Below are 24,614 nucleotides of genomic sequence, written 5' to 3'. Positions count from 1 at the left end.
CCTGCTCTCTAGGATCACGCCATCCGAGTATGGGAAACAGTACCGTCGTGAAAAATCAACCAAAAGCTGAAGCCAGTGATCCGCAAGCGTACCTGACCGCGCGCCTTGCAACCGCACAGTCTCGTATCGAGAAGACCTTTCTCGAAGGCGGCGCCGTGCTCGTTTCAGTCATGGACATCCTGAACCAGCTCATCACCATATTGGACCGCATGACGGGTTCGATGGACGGCGATACCGCGGATGCGGCAATGGCCAACATGCAAAAGACCATTGAGGATATGGTCCGCCTGCCGGAAACCGAACAGTTGCGACAGGCCGCCTTCGTTGAAATGAGTTCCCTTTGCAAGTCTGCAAACGGCCATGTCGATGATATCCGCGAGACGATCCGTTACCTGAAAACCTTTGCGGTCACGGTAAAGATTACCGGCGCAGGCATCGCCGAATTTTCCTCCTTTGCCGAGGAAATCCGCGAACGCATCCATTTCGGCGGTACTGAAGTCGGCAAATTCGCGCAATATCTCGATCTCATGGACAAGCAGCTTGCCAGAGCGCGCGACGTCTCATCCGCCATCGGCGCCGATTTCGAAGCAACGATCCCCGGCATCGTCGGAGGTTTGAAGACAAATTCCGGTCGCATCGGCGAACAGCATCGCGCCATGACGGCCATGGCGGCCAAGGTGAAATCCGTCGCGCAGGGCGTGCAGGGCAAGATAGCGGCAACGCTGTCCTCCCTCCAGATCGGCGACATCACCCGCCAACGTGTCGAACATGTGCAGACGACACTCGCCCTGTTCAGCGATTATCTGAATTCCGAAGAGGCGCTGGCGTTAAATTCCGCCGAAATGGACGCTCTTTACGACACCGTTTTCGAGATGGTCAGCGCCCAGATCGACGAGATGGCAACCACCTTCCAGCAGGATTGCCGCAAGATCTTTGCAGGCATCTCAAGTTTCGCCGACGATGCCGCAACCATTCTTTCACTGCGCGACACCCTGGTGGAAGATGCTGCCAATGATGGCGGCAGCGCGTTGCAGCTGCTTGAGAAGGACATAGCAAAGGCGTGCGATCTGGCCGGGCGCGTTCAGGAAGGCATGGCGGACGCCAATGCGGTCGTCGCTTCCGTTACCGGTACCGCACAGGACCTGTTGCACGGCATTGAAGTGCTGCGCTCGATCAAGACTGAAATCCATTATATGGCGCTGAACTCAAACCTGCGCTGCTCGAAACTGGGCGACGAAGGCCGGTCGGTCAATGTCGTCAGCGGCGAGCTGCGGGTCTTTGCCGACAAGCTGGAAAGCCCGGCAGATTCGATCGTTGCCGATCTCCACCGGATCGAAAGCGTCATTACAAATCTGAAGACGGCAGAGAACCGGAGCGCCGGTGACCTGCGGGAACCATTGAGCGAAGCACTGGAAGCCATAAGCCACGCCAAGGGTCAGATGGAAACCGGTCTTCAGGATCTCGCCACGGAAGGTCAGGCCGTTTTCAGCCGCATCAGTGCCGCCGTGATCAAGCTCGATTTCGAAAGCGAACTCGGCGATGTCCTGAAAGAATGCCATCACGTGGCAAGCGGGCTGGCCGCCGGCGGCGCCGGAGACATTTCCGGCTTCGCAGAGAAAATCCAGCCGTTTTCGACACGCATCTACAAGATCTACACGATGGCGCAGGAGCGCGACGTGCATCTTCGCTACTTGCCGGTCGATCTTGCGTCCGGGCAGAAAGCACCCGCCACCGTCGAAGATGACGACGATCTGTTTGCCGACGCGCTTTTCTAGAGCGTATTCGATCTAAACGGGATCGATGGGGCGCTTTTGCTGCGCCGGGTTCCCGGCGTCAGGCCGCCTGCATCAGTTTGCCAGGGCTTTTCTTGCTGGAGGCCTCAAGGAGACGGAGAACCTCGGCGGCAAAAGCTTCGGCATTCTGCAGAGCCTTGTCGAGATTGCTGACATGGCCGGCTTTCATCATATGCAGGCATCCATCGAATTCGAACATATCGCGAAACGCAGAACGTTCGAAAATGGGCGTATCGAGAACACGTACATTCCTTTGCGCCAGCAGTTCCCGTGCGGCCAGAAGCGCGCGGGTCGTGACCAGCGGATTGACGCGGGTCAGCACGACGGAATGGTCGATCCGGATATTCGCCTTTTCATCGAGATAACGCAGCAGCTCGAGCACCTGCGCCCCGCCCTGCGCATCCATGGTGCTGCCCTGAACGGGTATCAACACATGGTTGGAGACACCTATCGCAGTCGCGAGCAGGGGCGATTGCGCACCGGGCAGGTCGATGATCACATGATCGAATGCACGGCGGCTGTCGATGACATGCTGCTGTAACGTCGCCGCCGTCACATAGGTGATGACTGAAAAATCGACACGCGCATCGGCCTTTTCACGCCAGCGGGAAATCCAGCGCTGTGGATCTGTATCGATGACGCAAACCCGCGATCCGAGCCGCGCCAGTTCGGACGCCAGGAGAAGAACCGCCGTGGTTTTCCCGGCACCGCCCTTGGTGTTCGCGAAGGTGATAACTGGCATGGCATGATCCGGAAAACTGGGCGGAGACTGTCATGCCTCGCGGAACGCACCTGTCGCATGGTGTTACCGCCATCATTGGCGAGTTTGGTTAATGCCGGGTAAAAAAGGGTCGCGCCATCAGCGGCGGCGGTCTTCGGCCTGAATTTCCAGCGCGATCCTGTCTAGTGGCAGAACCTTGTCGACACCGCCATGGGCGATCGCTTCCTTTGGCATGCCGAAGACAACAGAGGATGCTTCGTCCTGCGCCACCGTGAAGGCGCCGGCCTGATGCATTTCCAGCATGCCGCGTGCGCCATCATCACCCATGCCTGTCATGATGATGCCCATGGCGTTGGCACCGGCGGCACGCGCGGAAGAACGAAACAGAACGTCCACCGAAGGCCGGTGTCGCGAAACCAGTGGCCCAGTGCGGACCGAAACGCGATAACGTGCACCCTGCCGCTCCAGCAGCATATGTCTGTCGCCCGGCGCAATCAGCACATGGCCGCGCAGCACCGGATCGCCGTCCTCGGCCTCCTTGATCTCGACATCGCAGAGACTGTTCAGGCGTTTTGCAAATGCGGCGGTAAATTTTTCCGGCATATGCTGAACGATCACGATGCCGGGTGAATTGGCCGGCAGCTTCATCAGCATTGCGCGCAACGCTTCTGTGCCGCCGGTGGATGCACCGACACAGACCACCATTTCAGTGGTGCGTGCCATGGCCTTGCCCGAAGGCGGCGGCAGCACGGCATCGGCGGTCAGCTTGGCCTGCGGACCGCTTGCGGCAGCCGAACGCAGCGCCGCCCGCGCATTGCCGACGCGGGCGTGCGCCGCACTTTTGACGACCTCGCAGATGCGTGTGGCCTGCTCCGCTAGATGATCCGCAGCGCCTATCCTCGGCTTCAGGATGATGTCGACCGCCCCCGCCTCCAGTGCCTGAAGCAGGGTTTCCGATCCGGCCTCGGTCAGCGACGAGCACATGACTACAGGGATCGGTTTCTGCGACATGATCTTGCGCAGGAAGGTGATGCCGTCCATGCGCGGCATTTCCACATCAAGCGTGATGACATCGGGAATTTCTTCCTGGATGCGCTTGGCCGCAACAAACGGATCGGCAGCGGCCCCGATCACCTCAATGCCGGGATCGCTTTCGAGAACCTCCGTCAGGGTCTGCCGGACGCTGGCGGAATCGTCGACGATAAGAACGCGGATTTTTTTCGACATGGCTCTCTGCCGCTATTGCTTCTTGAAAACGGTATTGGCGACCTGCCGCAGGGGCAGGTCGATACCGGTTATCGTTTCGGAATGACCGATGAAAAGGTAACCGCCCGGCACCAGGCGCTTGCACAATTGGGTCAGGACGTGCACCTGCGTTTTTTTATCAAAGTAGATGAGAACGTTACGGCAGAAGAGAAGGTGCACCGCATCGCCGATCTGGTAGGTCGGGTCCATGAGGTTGAGGCGGGCAAAACCGATCTTGGAACGCAGCCGCGGCACGATACGAACCTCCCGTCGTCCGGCATCGACCGACCGCATGACATATTTCCGCATCATGTCGGCCGGAACCGGTTCGAGCAGTTCACGGGCATAGATACCGCTATGGGCTTTCCTGAGCACATCAGTGGAAAGGTCGGTCGCAAGGATGCTGAAATTGTTGATGACCTGTTTCTCGACCGCTTCGGCCAGCACCATCGCCATGGTATAGGGTTCCGCACCCGTTGAACAGGCGGAACTCCAGGCGCGGATACGCCCATGGCCTTCACCCGCAAGTGCAGGCAAAGCGAATTTCTCCATGTAGTCGAAATGGTTCGGCTCACGGAAAAAATCCGTCTTGTTGGTCGTCACCACGTCAATCAGGTAGATCGCTTCCTCTTCCAGCCCGTCTTCGCGGAAGAGGAAATTGCAATATTGAGCGAAGGTGGCATGCCCCGTGGCGCGAAGGCGCTTTCGCAGACGCCCTTCCAGCATGGTGCGCTTGCTGTCCGGCATCTTTATGCCGCTGTAATTGTAGATGTATTCGGCGAGCAGCCGGAAATCCCGCTGACTCAGGCCATCATGCGCGGAGCTGGCAGCAATGGAGGCATCCACGGAAAGGGCTCTCCTCATGCCGCCTGAACCGGTGTGCCGCCCTGCCGGGCAATGGCGTTTTCTTCGTTCGAGAAAAGCTTTGCAAGATCGATGATGACGACGAAATCACCTTCGCGGCGAACCACACCTGCAATGTAGTCGGAGTTCCAGTGAACGCCGATATCGGGTGCGGTTTCCATCTGGTCGCGACGGAACGGCGTCACCTCGAACACCTTGTCCGCCACAAGACCTATCGCCAGCGTGCGGGATGGGAACGGAATATCCAGCACCAGCACGCGGGTATGGGGTGTCCGCACGCTGCGGCTCATTCCGAGCCGCAGCCGCAGATCGATGATGGGCACACCCTGCCCGCGCACATCTCTCAGACCCAGCAGATATTCAGGACTATGCGGAATCTTGAACGTGTCCTCATAGTCGAGGATTTCACGGACGACCGCGACGGATACCGCAAAGACCTCCTCACCGAGGCTGAATGTCACGAACTGGCCTTCTGAAGATGTGCTGGTCATGGTCAGGCGCTTTCGCGGAAATCCGCGTCGTCAGCATCGGGACCGCCCATGGACATATCCAGTGCGAAACCTTTGACGCGGGCTTGCTGGGCGCTGACGGTATTGCCCGTCTGCGGTTTGCGAACGGGGGCCGGCTTCATCGCCGGACGCGTGGCAGCAGGCTTTGCGGCAGGCCGATGTGCAGCCTGTGCGGGGCGCGACGAGACGCTTGAGGTATCTACCTTGAAGAAGGCGATACTGCTTTGCAACTCTTCGGCCTGCGCCGCCAGCTCTTCCGAAGTCGCCGACATTTCCTCCGAAGCGCCGGAGTTCTGCTGCGTCACCTTGTCAAGCTGCTGGATTGCCTCGTTGATCTGGGAGGCGCCGATATCCTGCTCACGGCAGGCGGCGGAGATTTCGGCGACCAGCTCGGCGGTCTTGCGAATGTCCGGCACCAGACGGTTCAGCATGTCGCCCGCTTCGGTTGCCACCTGCACGGTCTCGCCGGAAAGCGAGCTGATCTCGCTGGCAGCAGCCTGGCTGCGTTCGGCGAGCTTGCGCACTTCCGATGCCACGACAGCAAAACCCTTGCCGTGTTCTCCAGCGCGCGCCGCCTCAACGGCGGCGTTCAGCGCCAGAAGATCGGTCTGGCGGGCAATTTCCTGCACGATGGAAATCTTCTCGGCGATGGTGCGCATGGCGACCACGGCGCGGTTGACGGCTTCACCGCTGGCTTCGGCGTCCTTGGACGACTGGCGCGCGATCTTTTCCGTCTGCGCGGCATTGTCGGCATTCTGCTTGATGTTGGCAGCCATCTCTTCCATCGAGGCCGAGGCCTCTTCGGCAGACGATGCCTGCTCGGTTGCGCCCTGGCTCAGCTGTTCGGAGCTGGCCGACAGTTCCTGGCTGCCGGAGGACACATTGTCGGAAGCGGAAAGCGCATCGGCGACAATGCCACGCAGGCGCTCAACCATCCGTTCCAGCGCAAGGCCGAGAGTATCCCTGTCGGACAGGGGTTTCGGCATGACGGTGAGATCGCCATCCGCAATCCGGTCGGCAATGCCTGCGGTATTGCGCAGATTGCCCGTCATCGTGTTGATGCGCGCAACGAGATCCTTGATCTCGTCATTGGTCTTGATCTCGACATTCTGATCAAGATCGCCGATCGCAACCGCCTCCGCCACGGTCATGATCTTGCGCAATCCGCTGCTAATGCCGAGCGCGATCCAGAATGCTGTCGCGATGGCGATGAGTACGGCAACGACCGATGCACCAACGAGCAGGGTGCGGGTCTGCTCATAGTCATCAGCCGCCAATTGCTTCGATTCTTCAAGACGGTCGCGGTTCATCTTGACGCCCTCGCCCAGTTTCCCGGTCAGGGCATTGGCAGCGTCACGGCCCTTGCCGGACGAGTACGACGCGGCGAGCGACGTATTGCCCTGCGCAACCAGTTCCCGGACGTGATCATCACTGGCCTCGAAAGCCTTGGTGATGGCCTGCAGATCCGTCCAGAACGCACGCGTCTCGGCGCTGGCGGTGGCTGCCATATCATTCAGCATGGCCGTCAACTGGTCGCGACTTTCGTTACCGGCCGCCTTGAAAAGCTGGGTTTCCTCCGGCGAAGCAGCAAGGATGATATTCTTCTGCGACCGGACAGTTGCCAGCGCCAGTGCGTTCATCTGGTGAACCTTGTCGAGGCGCACGACAGTACCGTCGACCACATCGTCCATGGCATTCTTGGCGATACCGAGGCTGTAGATGCCGTAGCCGGCCGTTCCGGCAAGCATCAGGATCAGAAAGCCGAAGGCAACCGCCAGCTTCATCTTGATTGTAAATCGCATCTCAATGCTCCTTGGAAAGTTCGATGACGTTGCCACGCGCGCTGGACGAAACCGGTCCGGACTCGCGATGCCCCGTGAAAATTGCTGTCAGATTTGGAAGAATGACGAACTCGCTGCCGCGTTTGATGAGGCAATGGATGTAATCCGCCCGCCACCGCATGCCGACGCTCGGCGGCGGTTCGCTGGCTGCCCGGCTGAACGTGGTCACCTCGTTGACCTTATCGGTCCTGATGCCGATCAATGCCGGCTCGCCATCGAACGGGAGTTCTATGACGACGATACGGCTATCAATGGTTCGCTCGGTGGCTTCCATGCCGAATGCAAGACGGATATCGGCCAGAGGGATGACCTTGCCCCGGAAGTTGATAACACTCGCCACAAAGGCTTTAGCACCGGGAACGGCGGTTTCGGGCAGAAGATCCAGAATTTCCCGGACCTTCACCGCCTCGATGGCGAAGGTCTCGCCCGCAATGTTGAAGGTCAGAACTTCCACGGCGTCGGACACGCCCCAAAATTCGTCCGTCTGCTTCAAGAGAGACTGGTTCATCCCGCGGCCCGCAATCGCGCCTCCTGTTGTTGCCCCGCCATCACCAGATGTGCGACATCGAGGATAAGGGCGACATTGCCGTCACCGAGGATGGTCGCGCCGGAGAATGTCGCGACGTCATGGTGCAGTTTCGACATGGCCTTGATGACCGTCTGGTGATCGCCGATGATCTGGTCAACCACAAGCCCGACGCGCTCGGAGCCGGTGGAAATGACGACGATCTTCTGGAACTGATCCGGCTTGGTTCCGGTGTTGAACAATTCGCGCAGGCGAATGAAGGGAACGAGGCTCTCTCGCAGTGAAATGAAGGACCGGCCCCGCGAACGAATATCGTCGTCAGGCGACAGTTCGAGGCATTCCTCCACCGCCGGCAGCGGAATGACGTAGCAACCATTGCCGACCCGCACCAGCAGGCCGTCGATGATGGCCAGCGTCAACGGGATCGCCAGCGAAACTTCCGAGCCCGCGCCCGGCGTGCTGGTAACGCTGATCGTGCCGCGAAGGGCCTCGACACTCTTTTTCACCACATCCATGCCGACACCACGGCCGGAAAGACTGGTAACTTCAGAGGCTGTCGAAAAGCCCGGCTGGAAGATCATCTGCAGCAGTTCCTGATCGCTGACCTGCGCGTTCGGAGCCAGAAGGCCGGAAGCCTCAGCTTTTGCCCGGACGCGCTGGCGATCGATGCCACGGCCATCGTCACGGATGGTGATCGTCACATCACCGCCCGACTGGCGGGCAATGAGGGTGATCCGCCCCGTCGCCGGTTTGCCGGCCGCCACACGCTCATCGCTTTTTTCGAGTCCATGGTCGCAGGAGTTGCGGACAAGGTGCACGAGTGGATCAGCCAGGCGTTCGATAACCGCCTTGTCGACCTCTGTGCCTTCGCCCTCGGTCTCCAGCTCGATCTGTTTGCCCGTTTCCCGCGCCAGGTCATGGATCAGACGGCGGAACCGACCAAAAAGCTGGGCGATCGGCACCATTCGCAGGACCATCATCGTATCGCGAAGTTCTCCGGAAAGACGTTCGACATCCTCCGAAACAGAGCGCAGAAGAATATCGACGCTGCTACCCGCCAGCTGCGAAAGGCGGGACTGGGCAATGACGAGTTCACCGACCCGATCCATCAACTCGTCAAGTCTTTCGGCAGGCACCCGCACGTTTTCGGCCGCCTTGCCGCCCTTCGGATCGGCGGCGACCTTTCTGGCTTCCGGCAGGATTTCGGAAACGGGCAGCTCTTCTTCGACAACCGCTTCGATTGCGCGGATATCGATCTCCATGTCATCCATCACGAAGATGAAAACGTCGTCGATTGCCGATTGCGGCTGCTCGGTCGTCAGCCGGACTGTCCAGCCCACATGGAGATCGCTCGGATTGAGTGCATCGAGAGACGGCACCGTCGAGGTGTCGGCAACGATTTCACAATCGCCGAGTTCGGCTAGTTCATCCAGCAGACCAAGGGGATTGGTTCCGTTTGCCATGGCATTGACGGGCAACCGGAACCGGATTTCCCAGGTGGCAGCTTTTGCCTTTGCCTGCTTCCTGGAGAGATTCTGCGCCGGAACATGTGTCAGGACACCGCCATCGCCACGAGTGCCGACTGCCGCACGAAGCTTGGCGAGCAGCTGCTCTCCAACATCACCCTGCACACCGTGCGGATTGTCGACCAGAGCCTGCATATGATCCTGCGCTTCAAGAACGGCTGCGACCAGTTCGCTGGTTGCCGGAACCTCGCCCTTGCGCACCCGGTCAAAGGCGGTTTCGCAATGGTGGGTGAAGGCGGCAAGCGCCTCGAACCCGAACATTGCCCCGGACCCCTTCAATGTATGCAGTCCGCGGAAAACGGCGTCGATCTGATCCTGATCGGTCAAATCGTGAAGCAGATCGAGAAGGCCACCCTCGATTTGCTCGAAAAGCTCCGCAGCCTCCGTTCTGAAAACCTGAATAGGGTCCAGCGTCGTCATTTTCCGAGGACCTTTCTGACGATCTTGACCAGATGTTCGGCATCGAAGGGCTTGGTCAGCCAGCCGGTGGCACCGGCGGCCTTGGCGCGCGCCTTCATGTCCGCATCGGATTCCGTCGTCAAAAAGATGATCGGAATGCCGGTATGAGCCGGAGATTGCCGAAGCGCCTCAATCATCTCGAGACCATTCATGTTCGGCATGTTGAGATCAGTGACGATGAGGTCGAAATTCGCGGCCTTCGCCTTGGCAAGACCGTCCTGCCCATCAACGGCCTCGGTAATCTGGTAGCCCGCGCCTGTGAGGGCGATCTTCGTCGTCATGCGAATGCTGGCGGAATCGTCGACCGTTAAAATATGTGCGCTCATGATATGTCCTTTCCATGCAACCAGAACTGGCGGGAGGCTTCATCCATCCGCGACAGGAAACCGCCCCGCCGCAATGTCTGCAAAACCTGACCGTCAGCCGGCTCTTTCAATGTTATCGTCTTGTTGTTCTGCGCCGCGAAATTGCGCGAGGCTTCCATCAGCTGCACGAAGCTCAAATCCGCATCCGCATCCTTGGGCACCTCGACCACCAGTCTGTCGGTGTCTTTGAGACGGTCGAGAAGAAGACCGTGTGCCGACGCAATCGACCGTATGGAAAGCGCTTGCGGCATCTTCAGTGTGTCGTTCGTGGTTTCATCAAACATGGGGAGCCTCCCGAACGGCTTCGGTGTGCATGCCGCCATCCGCCCTGATCGGTTGTTCTTCCGGTGTTTCGAGGCTCGGCACTTCGATCTCTAGAACGTCGTGACCCGTCATGAGCCTCTCGATCAGTGTCCATTGGCGCTGGAACGCCGCGACGCAGGCGGGATCGAAATGGCTGCCGCTCTGCGCGACAACATGCGCATAGGCCTCTTGGGTCGACCACACCTTCTTGTAAGGGCGCTCGGAGCAGAGAGCCTCAAAGACGTCCGCAATGGCGACGATACGGGCTTCCAGCGGAATGCCATCGCCCGACAAGCCGTGCGGATATCCCGTTCCATCCCATTTTTCGTGATGGCCGCCTGCAATCGCCTCAGCTATGCGCAGCAGGTCGGATGAACCGTTTTCGAGAATCTGCACACCGATACCGACATGTTTTCGCATTTCGGTAATCTCATCAGGCGTCAGGCGACCCGGCTTCAGCAGCACGCTGTCGGAAATTCCGATCTTGCCGACATCGTGCAAGGGTGCCGCGAGATAGATCATGCGGCAATGCTCGTCATCGAGGCCGAGATCCTTTGCCATCAGCATGCTGATTTGCGCGACGCGGGAAATATGGTCGCCGGTGTGGCCGTCGCGGAATTCGATGGCCCGCGCCAGGCGCCAGATGATTTCCTCTTCGCGGGCCGCGAGTTGCCGGGTGGCCTTGCGCACCTCATCCACAAGGCTGCGCGCCTGTCCGGCAAGATCGCGCTGCGCCTTGCGCAAGGCGAGAAGGTTGCGCACCCGCGCCTTCAGCTCCACCGGGTCAAAGGGCTTGTGGATGAATTCCGTGACACCGCTCTCTATCGCTTCGATAAGGACAGGCCGGCCTCTTTCCGATGTGATCATGATGACAGGCACATGAGCAAAATGCTCATACGTATTCAGTGCCTTGAGGAGCTGTATGCCGTTATATTTCGGCATCGTATAATCCACCACAAGGAGATCGACCGCATTGTTGCGGCAGAATTCCAACGCCTCCGTGGGATCGGTGAAGCCCACGATGGTGCCGACATCCGGAAGCCCGCGGACCGTCGCTTTCAGGGCAACAAGAATCGACTTGCTGTCATCGACCAATACGATTTGCACTTGTCCTCGCTATCATTGGATTGCGGGCGAATAGACGCGCGAACTCCTCGGCTTTCACCGAGCGAATTCAACGGATCTGGAAACATTTTTTTGGGAAAAGACGACCGCGTCATGTGGTCATGAAAATGAAGCGCCTGCGCGAAATTCGCCTGCGAAGACAACTTCTTATATGAATAAATTGACCAGATGTTGGTTAACAGCGACTTAAGTGTGACTTATGAATACTTATAGTGAAGCGCCATCATCAGGCCTCCCAACGGGAATGTGATCCCGTGGCGTGGCGCCGCAGCCTCTCGGGCTGATGCGTAGACGCGCCACTAATCCTTGTTAGTATTTCTAACCTACGGAGAAGATTTCGGCCGATTGTTGCAGCGTTGATCCTCGAATAGCCTGAGACCAGAATTGGTATCAGGCAAAAGAGGGAACGATGTCGAAACGGCAGGACAAGATCAAGCTCGGAACCTTTGTTTACACGTTCGGCTTCCATGCAGCCGCATGGCGGCACCCGGCAAGCAAGGTAACCGCAGCAACCGACTTCAGCCACATGTTGAATGTGGCCAGAATTTCTGAAGCTGCCAAATTCGATTTCATGTTCCTCGCCGATTCCGCTGCGGCTGCCGTTGGTGACCCCGACGCCCTGGCGCGCAGCCCGACCAAGCAGAACCGGTTCGAACCGCTTTCTCTCATCTCGGCACTTTCGGTGATGACGGAAAGACTGGGTTTGGTCTCGACGGTATCGACGAGCTATTATGAACCCTTCAATGTCGCCCGGATTTTCGCGTCTATCGATCAGCTGAGCCGGGGACGCGCCTGCTGGAATGTCGTCACCTCCGATCATGACGAGACCGGCTACAACTTCAATCGTCAGGGTCTCGATCCTCACGCCGTCCGTTACGAGCGCGCGCAGGAATTCATCGACGTAGTGTTCGGCCTATGGGACAGCTTTGAACGCGACGCCTTGCTGCTCGATCGCGAAAGCGGCGTTTATTATGACAAGGCCAAGCACCATACCCTCAATCATGTCGGGAAGCATTTTCAGGTGCGCGGCCCCCTCAACATTGCGCCTTCCGAGCAGGGGCGGCCTGTTATTGCTCAGGCCGGCGGCTCCGAGGCCGGAATGAACCTTGCTGCACGGACGTCTGAAATCGTCTTCAGCCTGGCATCCAACATCGAGAGCAACAGGGCTTTCTACCAGAACGTCAAAGGACGTATGCCGGCATTCGGTCGCGATCCCGAAGATCTCAAGGTCATGCCGGGCATTGTCGTCAATGTCGGGGAGACCGAGGCCGAGGCGAAGGCAAAAGTCGATTTTCTCATCGACAGCCTGCATCCGGACGTAGGTCGGTTGATGCTTTCGGAGTTCCTCGAAGCCGACCTTCGTGGCGTCCCCCTCGATCAACCATTTCCGATGGACCGGCTGCCCACCGAGCCGAAAGGCTCGCGCAAGATGTTTGACCAGCTCGTCGAGTTCGTCAAGCAAGGACAGACAGTGGGACAATTGATCCGCCACTACGCAGAACGCCACACCGGAAACGGAATAACCGGGACACCAAAACAGATCGCAGACTACATGGAAGAGTGGTTCGAAACCCGTGCCGCCGACGGTTTCATTCTTATGTTCCCGACACTTCCCGCAAGCCTGGAAGATTTCGTCCGCCTTGTCTTGCCGGAGTTGCGGCGACGCGGACTGTTTCGTGAGGAATATGAAGGATCGACGCTGCGCGAGAACCTGGGGCTTTCGATGCCTGCCAACCGTTACACGGCCGCCAAAGGCGATAAAGAGCGCATCTGAAGGAGCCGATCATGGTGGACCAGATGAAAATGCAGGTGCCGTCTCCGGGCGCTGACCTCTTCAAATCCTCCATGCGGAATCTGGCGGGTGCCGTTTGCGTCATCACGACAGGCACGGGTGAAACACGAACCGGCTTCACCGCAACATCCGTCACAGCACTTTCTGCGGATGGCCCGACGGTGATGGTCGCACTCAATCGTGGATCCTCGTCCTGGGAAATCGTCGAGAAAGCCAGACGGTTTTGCGTCAACGTAGTCGCTGAAGGTCAGGAAAACGTCGCCCACTCATTCTCGGGTTTTAATGGCCTTAAGGGTGCCAGCCGCTACGATGGCGCCGTCTGGCACACGATGGCGTCAGGCGGCCTTGCGCTGGATGGCGCTCTGGCAAGTCTGGACTGCGAACTCGAAGACGCGATCATCCATCGATCCCATGTGATCCTGATCGGCCTCGTCCGGTCGATAAGGACGCATGACGATGCCCGGCCACTTCTGTACTGGCGCGGAGAATATCAACACATCAGAAAGTGATATCCCGAGCGGTAGGCCCTTAGTCACGCACTGCGGTTCGGGGACGATGCGACAGACTGCTTTTTCGCGATCCCCATCACCCACATATGAAATTCTCTTCCGTAGGGCTTATCGAAAACGGAACGATCCCATGCCAGATAGTAGCTCTCGGGAAGCGGAAGGCGGATGTCGAAAGGAACAACAAGTGTACCGGCCTGCAACTCGTCCTCAATCATCGAGACCTGAGCCAGCACGAAGCCGTGTCCGTTGACCGCAGCGTCGATTGCGTTGCTCGACAGCGCGAAAAACAGGCTCGAGAGTTTTTCATTCACGGTCGCGCCAACCAGCTGCGCCCACTCGCTCCATTGTGGCGGACGGCTGTAATGGGCTTCCCACTCGATATTGAGCAAAGGGAATTTGAGAAGGTCGGCGGGCGCCGATAATGTCCGTCCCCCGAGCAAACGCGGCGAACATGCGGGAACCACCCAATCCGTATAAAGCGGCACGAAATGCGCGTGCACCTCTGCCCGCTTTCCATAGGTTATGCGGAAATCGCTCTGGCCGCCCGACAGGCTGGGTTCGTCATCCTTGCCGATGATACGGACATTGGCTTCCGGATAGAGAGCCTGCCACTCGAAGATCTTGCGGCCGATCCACTTGTTCACAACCGAGCTGAGCGCAGTCAGCACGATGCCAGTCTGGCTCCGCGCCCGTTCGAGAACATCGACGGAATGATTGAGCTGGCTGAAGCCTTTGGCGACTTCCTTGTGAAGAAGAACACCCCACGACGTCAGTTCCACACGGCGTCCGATACGTTCGAGGAGCGTAACGCCGAGATGGTTCTCAAGCTTGCGCACCTGTTGGCTGATGGCACTGGGTGTTACGCCCAGTTCTTTGGCGGCCGTGCTCATCGTGCCGCACCTTCCTACGGCTTCGAAAGCTTGCAGGGCATGGAGTGGGGGCATAGCCAATAGAGTATCTCCAGTTCTGCTTTTTGTTAAGTTTTTCTAAACAAAAACGCAACGAAAATCCGCTTGTCCCGCATCGCAACAAGGAAAATACTGATCCGATTAAAGCGAGAACGGGGGAAGAAAATGTTTCTCAAGAATGCTTGGTATGTCGCCACCTGGGATCACGAAATCGGACGAGACCTGACACCCGTAACGATGCTCGGCGAAAATATCGTTCTTTATCGTCTTCAGAATGGCAAGCTTGCAGCGCTCGAAGATGCCTGTCCCCATCGCAAGCTCCCCTTGTCCATGGGGCGTATCAAGGGCGACGACGTCGAATGCGGCTATCACGGACTGACCTTCGACTGTTCCGGCGCCTGCACCCGCGTGCCGGGTGCAGAGCGTATTCCACATGTGGCCTGCGTCCGCTCCTACCCGGTGGAGGAACGTTACGGGCTCGTCTGGGTCTGGATGGGTGAGCCCGCGAAAGCCGATCCCGCAGAGATTTTCCATGTCGAACATTTCGGTGATCCGTCCTGGGGCGTCAATCGCGGCGAGTCGATGACGATCAACTGCAATTACCTCTACATGACGGACAATCTGCTGGACCCATCCCACGTCGCATGGGTGCATCAGAGCTCATTCGCCAGTTCCGCCTGCGAAGAAACACCATTGGAAACAACGGTGAAAAGCGATGGCGTCGTCGTCTGGCGCTGGATGCTGGATTCAGATCCAGCCCCCTTCTACGCACCGTTCCTGCAATTTGAGGGGAAATGCGATCGAAAACAGCATTACGAGGTTCGCTACCCCAGCAATGCCATCATCAAGGCCATCTTCGCACCATCAGGCTCCGGTGGCGAAGGCCGCGAATTGCCAGCCAATACGTTCTTGATGGACAGCTACAATTTCATGACGCCAGTCGATGAGAACCGCACGAAGTATTATTGGTTTCAGATGCGAAATTTCGCGCCCGACGACCCGGACGTTTCAGCGCGCTTCGCAACATCCGTACGCGGCGCATTCGAGGAAGACCGTGTCGTGCTGGAGGCGGTCCACCTCGGGATCGCGAACAAGAAGACTCCAAACCTCGATCTGAAGATCGATGTCGGGCCGCTGCGGTTCAGACGCAAGCTTTCACAGATGATCGATAGCGAGACCATGAATGTCGTCGCTGCCGCGGAGTAAGCGCCTGCGCCGGAATGACTAACGATATGGTCTTCGCCTGCTCAAATGGGTCAGGCGGAGATGGCAAAAAAATAATAACCGGGAACATAGCTGGTGAGCGGCAAAAGCCGACGCCCGCCACAAATCGGGAGTATCCTTGATGCGCCACATCAGGCAGCCTGAGCTCTATTCAGTGGACTATAATGTGCTGCGGCAACGTTTTCTTTCCGCCGCGCGCCGGTCGAATGCTGCGTTGTTCGAATATAAGCATCCATTGCATGGCCCAGGTGGAGAGCACCTTTTCACGGATGTTGCATATCTGGGCGAACGCAACGCGTCAAAAAAACTAGTCATCTTGTCCGGCACGCACGGAGTTGAGGGGCAATTCGGATCGGCTTGCCAGGCTGAATGGCTTGCCACAAATAACCCTTTACCGCTTCCTCCCGATACGGCTGTGGTGATGATCCATCTGATCAACCCGTGGGGAACAGCATGGAGCCGACGGGTCAACGAAGACAATGTCGATCTCAACCGAAACTTCGTTGACTGGAAGAGAGCCGTTCCACGAAACGAACGATACGCCCCACTCCATAATGCGTTTGTCTGCGCCGAGTGGGATGGGCCCGATCGTGACCGTGCCGATCAACTGCTGAGAGATGCCAAGGCCGCATTAAACGGTCACGCCGGTATCGCCGCGATTATCGAAGCAGGCCAATACGACTTTCCAGACGGACTGTTTTATGGCGGCAACGGCCCGACATGGTCGAACCGCACCCTCAACGATATCTTGAGCACTTTCGTCAGTGGCGCGTCGGATGTCGTCGTCTTCGATCTTCACACCGGTGCAGGCCCTTACGGATATCCCGCACTGCTATCCGTGGCGGAAGAGGACCATGCCGGTCTGGAATGGGGCAGGAAAACCTATGGGCACGCACTCGCGGTCGTGATGACCGGCAATGGCGTAACGACCGATACCGGCATTGCGGCAACGGCTACGGGCTACGTTTCAGCAGCGGTCTGCAAATCCTTGCCGGACAGCCGCGTATTGCCGCTGGTAATCGAATGCGGAACCCTTGAAGGCCCGGTGGTGATGGACGCCGTGCAGGCCGATAACTGGCTGCATCTTTTCGGGAATATCGAATCTCCGCTTGGGCAGAAAATCAAGAAGACGCTGAGAACGGCGTTCATTCCTGACGATCCCGAATGGCAGCAGAACTGTCTTGGGACAAGCTTGCGATATTTCGACCGCGCGCTGACCGCACTTGCCTCGGTTACTCCCCCGGCTTCAAAGGGCGCAACCGCTCCGGCTTTGGTGAGCGACTGGCCACCGGCCGTTCCTGTGAACACCAAACGCCATGAACGGCCAGCCGTTGAAGTTCATGATCTCCACAAAAGCTTCGGCACGCACGAAGTCCTGTCGGGCGTGGGGCTGAGTGCCGATCCCGGTGAAGTCGTTTCCATGATCGGCTCGTCAGGTTCCGGCAAGAGCACGTTTTTGCGCTGTATAAACCTGCTCGAACAGCCCAGCAGTGGAACGATCGTCGTTGATGGCGAGGAAATACGAATGAAGGGCGGAGCGAATGGCCGTTCGCAGCCAGCAGACATGCGCCAGGTCGAAAGAATTCGCGCCCGCGTGGGAATGGTATTCCAGAACTTCAATCTCTGGCCCCACATGTCCGTGCTTGAGAACATCATCGAGGCTCCCGTCCATGTTCTTGGCGAGCGTCGCCAGGATGCAATCGACCATGCCCATCAGTTGTTGAAGAAAGTGGGACTGTCGGAAAAGCATGCCCAATATCCCGGGCAGCTCTCCGGCGGCCAGCAGCAACGTGCGGCCATCGCAAGAACACTGGCCATGCGGCCAAAAGTCATCCTCTGTGACGAACCGACATCCGCTCTCGACCCCGAACTTGTGGGAGAGGTCCTGCGCGTGATCCGTCAGCTGGCAGAAGAGGGCAATACCATGATCCTCGTGACGCATGAAATGCAGTTTGCGCGCGAGGTATCTCACAAGATTCTCTTCTTACACAAAGGAAAGGTGGAGGAAGAGAGTACCCCGGCGGAATTGTTCACCAATCCGCGATCGGAACGCCTGCGTCAGTTTCTGTCGCGAACGTTATGACGTGATCCGCTGTGCCGGCGCTGTGTCCGGCAAATCAAACCTAACAAATAACCAAATAGGGGAATTCGCATATGAATCTGAAAGTCCTGTCACTCGCCCTGCTTCTTGCAGGCGTCAGCACGGCGCACGCTGCCGAAGGCGAATTGTCGATCGGCACCGAAGGTGCCTATCCACCATGGAGCATGGCCGATGCTGCCGGCAATGTAACCGGCTTCGACGCCGATGTCGGCAACCTGCTCTGCACGAAGCTCGCCGTGAAGTGCCGGTTCGTCGTGCAGGCCTTTGATGGCCTGATCCCTGCCCTCAAGGCGAAGCGCTTCGACGTCATCATCTCCGGGATGTCGATTACCCAGGATCGAAAAAAGGAAATCAATTTTTCGGTCGGATATGCTGAGCTGGCAAACATGTTCCTCGTTCCCAAGACGTCCGATCTCGCCGGCATCAAGGATATCGACACTTTGTTGAAGGGCTTGGACGGCAAGACGATCGGCGTTCAAACCGGCACGACGCACGCCCATTTCATCGAAAAGCGGGTGCCGAATGCCAATCTCAAAACCTACGACACGCTCGACAATATGCAGATCGATCTCGCAAGCGGCCGCGTTGAGGCAGCATTTGCAGACGCCTCTGCACTTCAGGATTTTCTCGCCAAGCCCGAAGGCAAGGACTTTCAGTTTGTCGACGTGAAAGTTCAGAGCAAATTCGATTCCACCCTCGGCGAAGGGATCGGCGTCGGTATTGCCAAGGAGAACACCGAGCTGAAGACGAAGATCGACAAGGCACTGTGCGAGCTCGTCGCGGATGGTTCGATCGGCAAAGCGAGCCAGAAGTGGTTCAAGATGGATATCTCCAGACCCTGCAACTAAGACGCCTGCCCCGCTCTTCCCAGAAGTGCGGGGCAACCACTCAATCGCAACCTGACAGGGTGCGCACGGTCGAAGACGCTGACGATGCCTGCTGCCAAAAAGGCAAGGGAGTGCGCAGCAAAACCAAGGCAAATCCAATGGAGTCTAGTCTGATCCTAGTTTGGCAGGGTGGTTGGATAAGAGCCATTCTGCAGGGGGCCGCAATAACGATTGCCGTCGGTACGGTCAGCATGCTTGTCGGTGCGTTGATCGGAACCTTGTGCGGGGTCATCAAGTGGGCGCGGATATTCCCGCTGACACTTGTGGTAGACGCCTATACCTCTCTCGTGCGGGGGGTGCCGGAACTGCTTATCATCTATCTGCTGTTCTTTTCTTCCGTGCAATTCGTGACACAGGTTGCCACAGCTTTCGGATATGCTGCCCTTGCGGACAGCGGATATGCCTTCATCATTGCCATCATTGCCATCGGTACGATTTCAGGCGCCTACTCGACCGAGGTTATCAGGGGAGCATTGGCTTCCATCCCGACGGGACACATAGAAGCTGCGCGCGCACTGGGGATTCCCGGGCGCCGCATCTTCAGGCGCATCATCATCCCGCAAATGCTACGCATTGCCATCCCCGGTATGAACAATGTCTGGCAGACAACCATCAAGGACACGGCACTGGTATCGGTTGTCGGGCTGCAGGAACTGATGCGCGCCGCCTCGGTTGGCGCCGGTAGCACCCGCAATCCCCTGATTTTCTTTCTTATCGCAGCCGTCGTGTATTTCGCGATCACCATCATAAGCCAGGCTGGATTCGACAGGGTCGAACGCCTGGTGAGACTAAGGGCGAGGAAGTAACGCGATGGATATCGAATTCCTGAAAACATCGATGCCTTTCCTCTTGAAAGGGCTTTCCACAACGGCGACCATAACCGCGATATCTGTCGCGATCGGTTTCAATCTCGGCCTTGGTCTTGCGCTCATGCGGCTGTCCGAAAACCGTTTCCTTGCCGGGTTTGCAAAATATTACAGCATGGTCTTTCGCGGTACACCGCTGCTTGTACAGCTGTTCCTGTTTTACTACGGGCTTGGCCAAATTGGCTTTATCAAAGGCAATGCCATAACGTGGTGGGTGATTAGTGATGGTGCGCGCTGCGCGGTCATGGCGATGGCGCTCAACACAGCCGCCTATACATCGGAGATTCTGCGAGGCGGATTATTATCGGTTCCCGCGGGTCTCAAGGAAGCGGCCAAAGCCACGGGAATGTCACCATTTATGCGTTTCCGCCGGATCGAATTCCCGCTCGCCATTCGCCAGGCTCTGCCGGCTTACGGCAATGAGCTGATCCTCGTCGTCAAGGGTACGAGCCTTGCCTCGACAATCACGGTTCTCGAGATCACGGGATATGCAAAGCGCCTGATGAGCCAGACATTCGCGATTTTCGAGGTTTTCGCCTTGGCGGGTGCCATCTACCTCGTCATCAACCTCACCCTCGTCATGCTCATCCGCATGCTTGAGGCACATCTGATGCGTCACGAAGCGCGCTGAAGGCCAGTAGTCTCGAACCTTACGACTGCCTGTCACGCGCATTTATGGACTATATCGCCGCCTGGACAGCCAAAAAAATGGCGATCTGGCGAACTGAACCGTAGCCGCCTATGTCGTGTCCGCGCCGCGCGCCTAAAGAGCGCGGCGTTGTCATGTCAGCCGGTGACTTTGCCGGGGTTAAGAGTGCATCCGCCATCGATTGCGGCCTTGATCTGCGTCATCAAGGCAAATTTTACCGGGTTCGCTGTCTCCCGCAACGCATGAATGCGTTTGGAGCCTATCCCATGTTCCGCCGAGAACGAACCACCCGATTGCGTCAGGTCGCGGTACAGAACGGATTCGATGGCAGCAATCTTGGCGGGCGTCAGAGCTGCCCCGGCTGCATTGAGAACAATGTGAAGATTGCCATCGGCAATGTGGCCGAAGAGGTAGGGATCGAGGAGAGGATCGATTGACCGAAGCTCCGGTACGCAGCGAGCCACATATTCTCCGATCTGCGACAAGGGGACGGAGACGTCAAAGGACGGCGCAGCCGGATATCTGCGATAGATAAGGTCCGTGTCCTCCCTCAGACGCCACAACTCTGCTTCCTGTGCCTTCGATGTTGCGACGACAGCGGACACGTTCGGATAGGTTTCATACAGCTCCTCGTAAATCCGGCCGAGCTCCATCTGAAGCTGTTCCTCGTCACCGCCGCCCAGAGACATGATGAGGTTGACAGGATAGTCAGGGGCATAATCTGGCGCCGACCAAAGGTGCTCGCCCGCCGTCAGGGAGAAAAACGAATTCCAGATCGCTTCCGCCGCACGCATGTGGCCATACCTCACGGTCAACCCCAGCCTGGTTGCATCAAGAGCCGCTTCAACGGAGGGAAGCCCAAAAAGTGCGGTGGCGGTTGCTGCGGGAACCGGCTCTAGCTTGATGGCAATTCTGGTCACAATACCAAGCGTACCCTCGGCCCCGATGAAGAGATGCTTGAGATCGTATCCTGCGGCGTTCTTCACCACGCGTGTCAGGTCGGAATATATCGAGCCATCAGGCAATACGACTTCCAGCCCGAGCACGCGATGTCGCATCACCCCATATCGAAAGGCAGAAATCCCGCCGGCATTGGTTGAGACCATTCCGCCAATCGTGGCAGAACCACGCGATGGCAAGTCGATGCCTGGCTCGAGACAATGCTCCGATGCGGCCGCCTGCAACGCTTGAAGCGTAACGCCCGCCTCCACAACGGCAACGCGCTCATCTGGATAGATTTCCACGATCCGGTTCAGCCGGGCGGTCGACACCACGATTTGACCGGGGACGGACACACCCCCGCCAACAAGCCCGGTTCGGCCACCCTGTGGTACAACCGATATACCATGGGCAACCGCAGTTTTTATGATCGACGCAACCTCGTGCGGAGATGAAGGGAAAGCAACCGCATCCGCACCGAAATTCGCAGGCGTTACGCCATAATCGAGATTGGCAACGGCATCACCGCGTTTCAGGTTCGACAGGCCGATAATCAGGTCGATTTCATTGAGAAACGCGGCGGACAAATCCCCTGTTGAGGCGGTATTGTGTTCGATCATGACGCGACTTTTGCCTCAGGAAGCTTATCTTTGAGTGAGCGTAACGCTTCGAGAAAACGGTCGTTTTCCGCAGGAAGCCCGACGGTCACACGAATGAAGCTGGCGAACTCCGGTTCTTTCCAGGGCTTGACGATGACGCCATGGGACAGGAAATGATCGAAAGCGATCGAACTGTCGCAACCAACATCGATGAAGAGAAAATTCGTCTGAGAGTCCGGAACGAAAAGATCAAGCGAGGCGATTGCCGCAGCCATGCGCCTGCGCTCCTTGACGACGCTTTCGACGGAAACCCGCATCCAGTTTTCGTCATCGAGCGCGGCAACTGCGGCCAATTGCGCGGCTGCATTGACGTTGAACGGTGTTTTTGCAGATGACATGGCCTGTGCCAGCCGCTCATCGGAAGCCACGGCATATCCGACGCGCAACCCAGCCAGCCCGTAGGCCTTCGAGAAGGTTCTGAGCACGACCCAGGAGATAGCGCTGTCAGCCAGTGTCTTAAGCCCATCTGGCGTATTCCCGTCGCAGAATTCGAAATAGGCTTCGTCGAAAACAAGCAACGTCTCTTTCGGGACGGCTGCAATGAGGCTTGAGAGCTGATCCTGTCGCAACGCAGGGCCCACGGGATTGGAAGGCGAGGAGATGAAGAATATCGATGGCTTTTCGCGCAATGCGGTCGTCATCGCCTCAAGATCGAACCGAAGATCCTTCGTCATCGGTATCTTGATGATTTTCGCACCATTTGCTCTAGGCTCGATTTCGTGAAGGCCGAAACCAGGTATCATCGCGACCACGGTAGCATCCGGACGCAGGACCGCGCGACAAACGGCAGCGATCATCTCTTCGGAGCCGTTTCCAATGACAATCCGGTTTCCGGCAACGCCGAGCTTTCGACTAAGCGCATCACGCAAGATCACACAGGCAGGATCCGCATAGCGTGAAGGGTCGAGACTGGCCAGCGCAGCGGTTACCTTCGGAGAGCAACCATATGGATTCTCATTGCTGGCAAGGGCCGCAATATCGGTCAAACCCGTCTTGCTTCGCGCAACGGCGATATTCATTCCAGCATTATAAGGCGGGAGTTCAGCAACGTGCGGGTTGAGTCTGAGTTCATCGGCCATGGGTTGATCTCGCTGATTTGGACAAACGCTGGAATCTGGTTTCAGAGGTCGAGTACGATTGAACTCACGGGCTTGGAACAACAGAGGAGAATCTGCCCGGATGGCACGTCATCCAGCGGCTCTTCCACATATTCAACGTCGCCGGACACAAGGTCCTGGACACAGCTGCCGCAGACACCCGCGCGACAGGAGAATGCTGGCTCAATACCCCGGCTCTCCAGAAAGCTCAGGATGGATTCCGAGGCTGAATCCCACTCGAATCTGGCATTTGACTTTCCAAGAACGATCTCAATGCCTGAGTACTCAGGCTCTGACGCCACCGGAGCAACAGTGAGGCTGAGGTTTGCTTCCTTCTTCGGCTGCGATGGCGAAAGCAGGGAGGCAGGCCCGAAAAACTCGTAGGCAATCTTGCTTTTCTCCAAGCCGAGGGAGAGGAGCAGGTCATACATCGCCTGCATGAACGGCGGTGGTCCGCACATATAGACTTCGTAATCGTCCAGCGGCAGAAACGACTGCAAGGTCTCCCGAGTGATGAAACCGGCGGAATGGAATAGTCCGGCCTTGGCATCCTCGTCGGTCGGAAAACGATAACAGTAATGAATATGGACGTTGCTGCGCTGTTCAGCGAGCACCCGTACTTCTTCACGCAGCGCATGGGTAGCAGCCCCGTCGCAGGCATGGACGAACCAGACGGGCCGATCGCTTTCCGCAACCAAGACCTTCAACATGGATATCGTAGGTGTCAGCCCGACGCCACCGGACAAGAGAATAACCGGTCGCTGACTGGCCTTGTCGAGTTTGAAGGCACCACGCGGCCTGTCAATATGGATGACCGCACTCTCTTCTACGGCGTCGTGGAGCCAGCACGAAACAAGACCATCGGCCATATCGGGCGTTAAAGCGGCCTCCCGTTTCACGGTAATACGATAGACCCCGATCTCATTTGGTCCTGACGAAACCGTGTAATTCCGGACAAGCGGTTCTTTGCCTTCGGGATGCGGTATCTGGATCGTCAGAAACTGGCCCGCCTCAAAAGTACACCAATCCGCAGGATCGACAGGCGTGAGGTAAAAAGACGTGATCGTGGCACTCTCGCGCACCTTGCGCTTTACCTCGAACGGGCGAAAACGTGGATCCAGGCGGGTCGTCATGATTTGCTTGTCCTGATGATTGCAATATCCGGAAATCCGCAGATCGCCTCGAAAGCCCTCCCCGTGAGATCGCTCAAGGCTTGCTTCAACCTGCAGACGGTCAAAGGTTTTCGTGGGAGGCAGAACTTCCTCAAAAACTCGCTGGCAATTTGGTCTTCACCAATTTGCAGCCCCAAGGCCTCACCTCAATTTATCCCTCTGACAAATCTCATTATTTGCGCGTCAACAAAGAGAGACAATCCCGCCACAGATGGGTTTTTGTTTAGAAAAGCTAAACTATGGGGGTATGAATTGGGGCGGGCAACTCTGGATTTGCGCCCTCGTTTTTCACTGGGATACGCCAAAACAGAACGTGATCTTGAGAACCAATCGTTAGATAGTTGCAGAGTGCTCCGCGAGCAGGATATAGGCCTAGGTGCACGCTATCAGAGCCCCACGTGGCTATACCGCCAGCAATTCATTTGCGGTATCCAAGGCCCTAAACGCAAGGTGCCCTCCGGGATGGGAGGGCTTTGTTGTTGATAGTCTTGAAGATATTGGTTGCGGGGGCAGGATTTGAACCTGCGGCCTTCA

22 protein-coding genes and 1 pseudogene are annotated in these 24,614 nt (G+C 57.5%); 9 read left to right on the top strand and 14 right to left on the bottom strand.

Translation table 11 applies throughout. The features are described from left to right. Positions 1 to 47 precede the first annotated feature (47 nt). Positions 48 to 1,775 (top strand): chemotaxis protein, encoded by a 1,728-nt coding sequence (locus tag AB4Z23_RS07850; RefSeq protein WP_421477081.1) that lies wholly within the window; start codon positions 48 to 50, stop codon positions 1,773 to 1,775. Positions 1,776 to 1,833: 58 nt separating this feature from the next. On the opposite strand, the gene AB4Z23_RS07845 is transcribed toward AB4Z23_RS07850, so the two are convergent. The 10 genes from AB4Z23_RS07845 to AB4Z23_RS07800 form a co-directional block, all read right to left on the bottom strand. Beyond that, positions 1,834 to 2,535 carry a ParA family protein gene (locus AB4Z23_RS07845; protein ID WP_111798691.1) on the bottom strand — a complete coding sequence of 234 codons (702 nt, stop codon included), beginning with the start codon at positions 2,533 to 2,535 and terminating at the stop codon, positions 1,834 to 1,836. A gap of 117 nt (positions 2,536 to 2,652) precedes the next feature. Continuing rightward, entirely contained in the window at positions 2,653 to 3,741 is a 1,089-nt protein-coding gene (locus tag AB4Z23_RS07840) for a protein-glutamate methylesterase/protein-glutamine glutaminase (protein WP_035198754.1), read from the bottom strand. Between the two features lie 12 nt (positions 3,742 to 3,753). Next, on the bottom strand, positions 3,754 to 4,623 hold the full coding sequence (locus AB4Z23_RS07835) for a CheR family methyltransferase (protein ID WP_421477078.1): 870 nt from the start codon (positions 4,621 to 4,623) through the stop codon (positions 3,754 to 3,756). Beyond that, positions 4,620 to 5,114 carry a chemotaxis protein CheW gene (locus tag AB4Z23_RS07830; protein ID WP_003514179.1) on the bottom strand — a complete coding sequence of 165 codons (495 nt, stop codon included), beginning with the start codon at positions 5,112 to 5,114 and terminating at the stop codon, positions 4,620 to 4,622. Before AB4Z23_RS07830 ends, AB4Z23_RS07835 begins: the two co-directional genes overlap by 4 nt. A gap of 2 nt (positions 5,115 to 5,116) precedes the next feature. Next, positions 5,117 to 6,934: a methyl-accepting chemotaxis protein gene (locus AB4Z23_RS07825; RefSeq protein WP_421477076.1), complete on the bottom strand. Its 1,818-nt coding sequence runs from the start codon at positions 6,932 to 6,934 to the stop codon at positions 5,117 to 5,119. 1 nt (position 6,935) lies between these two features. After that, positions 6,936 to 7,481, bottom strand: coding sequence for a chemotaxis protein CheW (locus AB4Z23_RS07820; RefSeq protein ID WP_003514184.1), 546 nt, complete (start codon positions 7,479 to 7,481; stop codon positions 6,936 to 6,938). Continuing rightward, positions 7,478 to 9,445, bottom strand: a complete 1,968-nt coding sequence (locus tag AB4Z23_RS07815; protein WP_441360046.1) for a chemotaxis protein CheA — start codon at positions 9,443 to 9,445, stop codon at positions 7,478 to 7,480. Before AB4Z23_RS07815 ends, AB4Z23_RS07820 begins: the two co-directional genes overlap by 4 nt. Then, positions 9,442 to 9,810: a response regulator gene (locus tag AB4Z23_RS07810; protein WP_013636814.1), complete on the bottom strand. Its 369-nt coding sequence runs from the start codon at positions 9,808 to 9,810 to the stop codon at positions 9,442 to 9,444. The genes AB4Z23_RS07815 and AB4Z23_RS07810 overlap by 4 nt, the downstream gene beginning before the upstream one ends. Then, positions 9,807 to 10,133: a hypothetical protein gene (locus AB4Z23_RS07805; protein ID WP_111798695.1), complete on the bottom strand. Its 327-nt coding sequence runs from the start codon at positions 10,131 to 10,133 to the stop codon at positions 9,807 to 9,809. Before AB4Z23_RS07805 ends, AB4Z23_RS07810 begins: the two co-directional genes overlap by 4 nt. Further along, positions 10,126 to 11,259, bottom strand: coding sequence for an HD domain-containing phosphohydrolase (locus AB4Z23_RS07800; protein ID WP_441360045.1), 1,134 nt, complete (start codon positions 11,257 to 11,259; stop codon positions 10,126 to 10,128). Before AB4Z23_RS07800 ends, AB4Z23_RS07805 begins: the two co-directional genes overlap by 8 nt. A gap of 427 nt (positions 11,260 to 11,686) precedes the next feature. On the opposite strand from AB4Z23_RS07800, the gene AB4Z23_RS07795 reads away from it, so the two are divergent. Beyond that, on the top strand, positions 11,687 to 13,051 hold the full coding sequence (locus AB4Z23_RS07795; protein WP_421477070.1) for an LLM class flavin-dependent oxidoreductase: 1,365 nt from the start codon (positions 11,687 to 11,689) through the stop codon (positions 13,049 to 13,051). Between the two features lie 11 nt (positions 13,052 to 13,062). Further along, complete coding sequence (locus AB4Z23_RS07790) at positions 13,063 to 13,578, top strand: flavin reductase family protein (protein ID WP_111798698.1); 516 nt, start codon at positions 13,063 to 13,065, stop codon at positions 13,576 to 13,578. A gap of 23 nt (positions 13,579 to 13,601) precedes the next feature. On the opposite strand, the gene AB4Z23_RS07785 is transcribed toward AB4Z23_RS07790, so the two are convergent. Further along, positions 13,602 to 14,522: a LysR family transcriptional regulator gene (locus AB4Z23_RS07785; RefSeq protein ID WP_080797685.1), complete on the bottom strand. Its 921-nt coding sequence runs from the start codon at positions 14,520 to 14,522 to the stop codon at positions 13,602 to 13,604. A gap of 129 nt (positions 14,523 to 14,651) precedes the next feature. Between AB4Z23_RS07785 and AB4Z23_RS07780 the strand changes: the two genes are divergently transcribed. From AB4Z23_RS07780 to AB4Z23_RS07755, 6 genes and pseudogenes are all read left to right on the top strand, one after another. Then, on the top strand, positions 14,652 to 15,692 hold the full coding sequence (locus AB4Z23_RS07780; RefSeq protein WP_421477067.1) for an aromatic ring-hydroxylating dioxygenase subunit alpha: 1,041 nt from the start codon (positions 14,652 to 14,654) through the stop codon (positions 15,690 to 15,692). Positions 15,693 to 15,831: 139 nt separating this feature from the next. Next, positions 15,832 to 17,793 (top strand): DUF2817 domain-containing protein, encoded by a 1,962-nt coding sequence (locus AB4Z23_RS07775; protein ID WP_441360044.1) that lies wholly within the window; start codon positions 15,832 to 15,834, stop codon positions 17,791 to 17,793. A 71-nt stretch (positions 17,794 to 17,864) separates the two neighbouring features. Continuing rightward, a complete protein-coding gene (locus AB4Z23_RS07770; protein ID WP_003514202.1) occupies positions 17,865 to 18,659 on the top strand; it encodes a transporter substrate-binding domain-containing protein in 795 nt (264 codons plus the stop codon). Positions 18,660 to 18,796: 137 nt separating this feature from the next. After that, positions 18,797 to 19,504, top strand: coding sequence for an ABC transporter permease (locus tag AB4Z23_RS07765; RefSeq protein ID WP_035198759.1), 708 nt, complete (start codon positions 18,797 to 18,799; stop codon positions 19,502 to 19,504). A gap of 4 nt (positions 19,505 to 19,508) precedes the next feature. Continuing rightward, the gene (locus tag AB4Z23_RS07760) at positions 19,509 to 20,195 is read left to right on the top strand and encodes an ABC transporter permease (RefSeq protein ID WP_013636823.1); all 687 of its coding nucleotides are present in this window, start codon (positions 19,509 to 19,511) and stop codon (positions 20,193 to 20,195) included. After that, a pseudogene (locus tag AB4Z23_RS07755) lies at positions 20,174 to 20,299 on the top strand (S-(hydroxymethyl)glutathione synthase); the annotation flags it as partial. The gene AB4Z23_RS07760 and the pseudogene AB4Z23_RS07755, both read left to right, overlap by 22 nt. 51 nt (positions 20,300 to 20,350) lie before the next feature. Here AB4Z23_RS07755 and AB4Z23_RS07750 read toward each other — a convergent pair. Genes AB4Z23_RS07750 through AB4Z23_RS07740 form a run of 3 tightly spaced genes read right to left on the bottom strand, consistent with a single transcriptional unit; the run spans position 20,351 to position 24,041 of the window. Further along, complete coding sequence (locus tag AB4Z23_RS07750; protein ID WP_441360043.1) at positions 20,351 to 21,772, bottom strand: FAD-binding oxidoreductase; 1,422 nt, start codon at positions 21,770 to 21,772, stop codon at positions 20,351 to 20,353. Further along, the gene (gene hisC / locus AB4Z23_RS07745; RefSeq protein WP_421477061.1) at positions 21,769 to 22,890 is read right to left on the bottom strand and encodes a histidinol-phosphate transaminase; all 1,122 of its coding nucleotides are present in this window, start codon (positions 22,888 to 22,890) and stop codon (positions 21,769 to 21,771) included. The genes AB4Z23_RS07750 and hisC overlap by 4 nt, the downstream gene beginning before the upstream one ends. Before the next feature lie 41 nt (positions 22,891 to 22,931). Next, positions 22,932 to 24,041 (bottom strand): 2Fe-2S iron-sulfur cluster-binding protein, encoded by a 1,110-nt coding sequence (locus AB4Z23_RS07740; RefSeq protein WP_421477059.1) that lies wholly within the window; start codon positions 24,039 to 24,041, stop codon positions 22,932 to 22,934. Positions 24,042 to 24,614 lie beyond the last annotated feature (573 nt).

This window comes from Agrobacterium sp. MCAB5 (genome assembly GCF_052114365.1).
GTDB classification, from domain to species: Bacteria; Pseudomonadota; Alphaproteobacteria; order Rhizobiales; family Rhizobiaceae; genus Agrobacterium; species Agrobacterium tumefaciens.
This window is presented reverse-complemented; position numbering and strand designations above follow the sequence as displayed.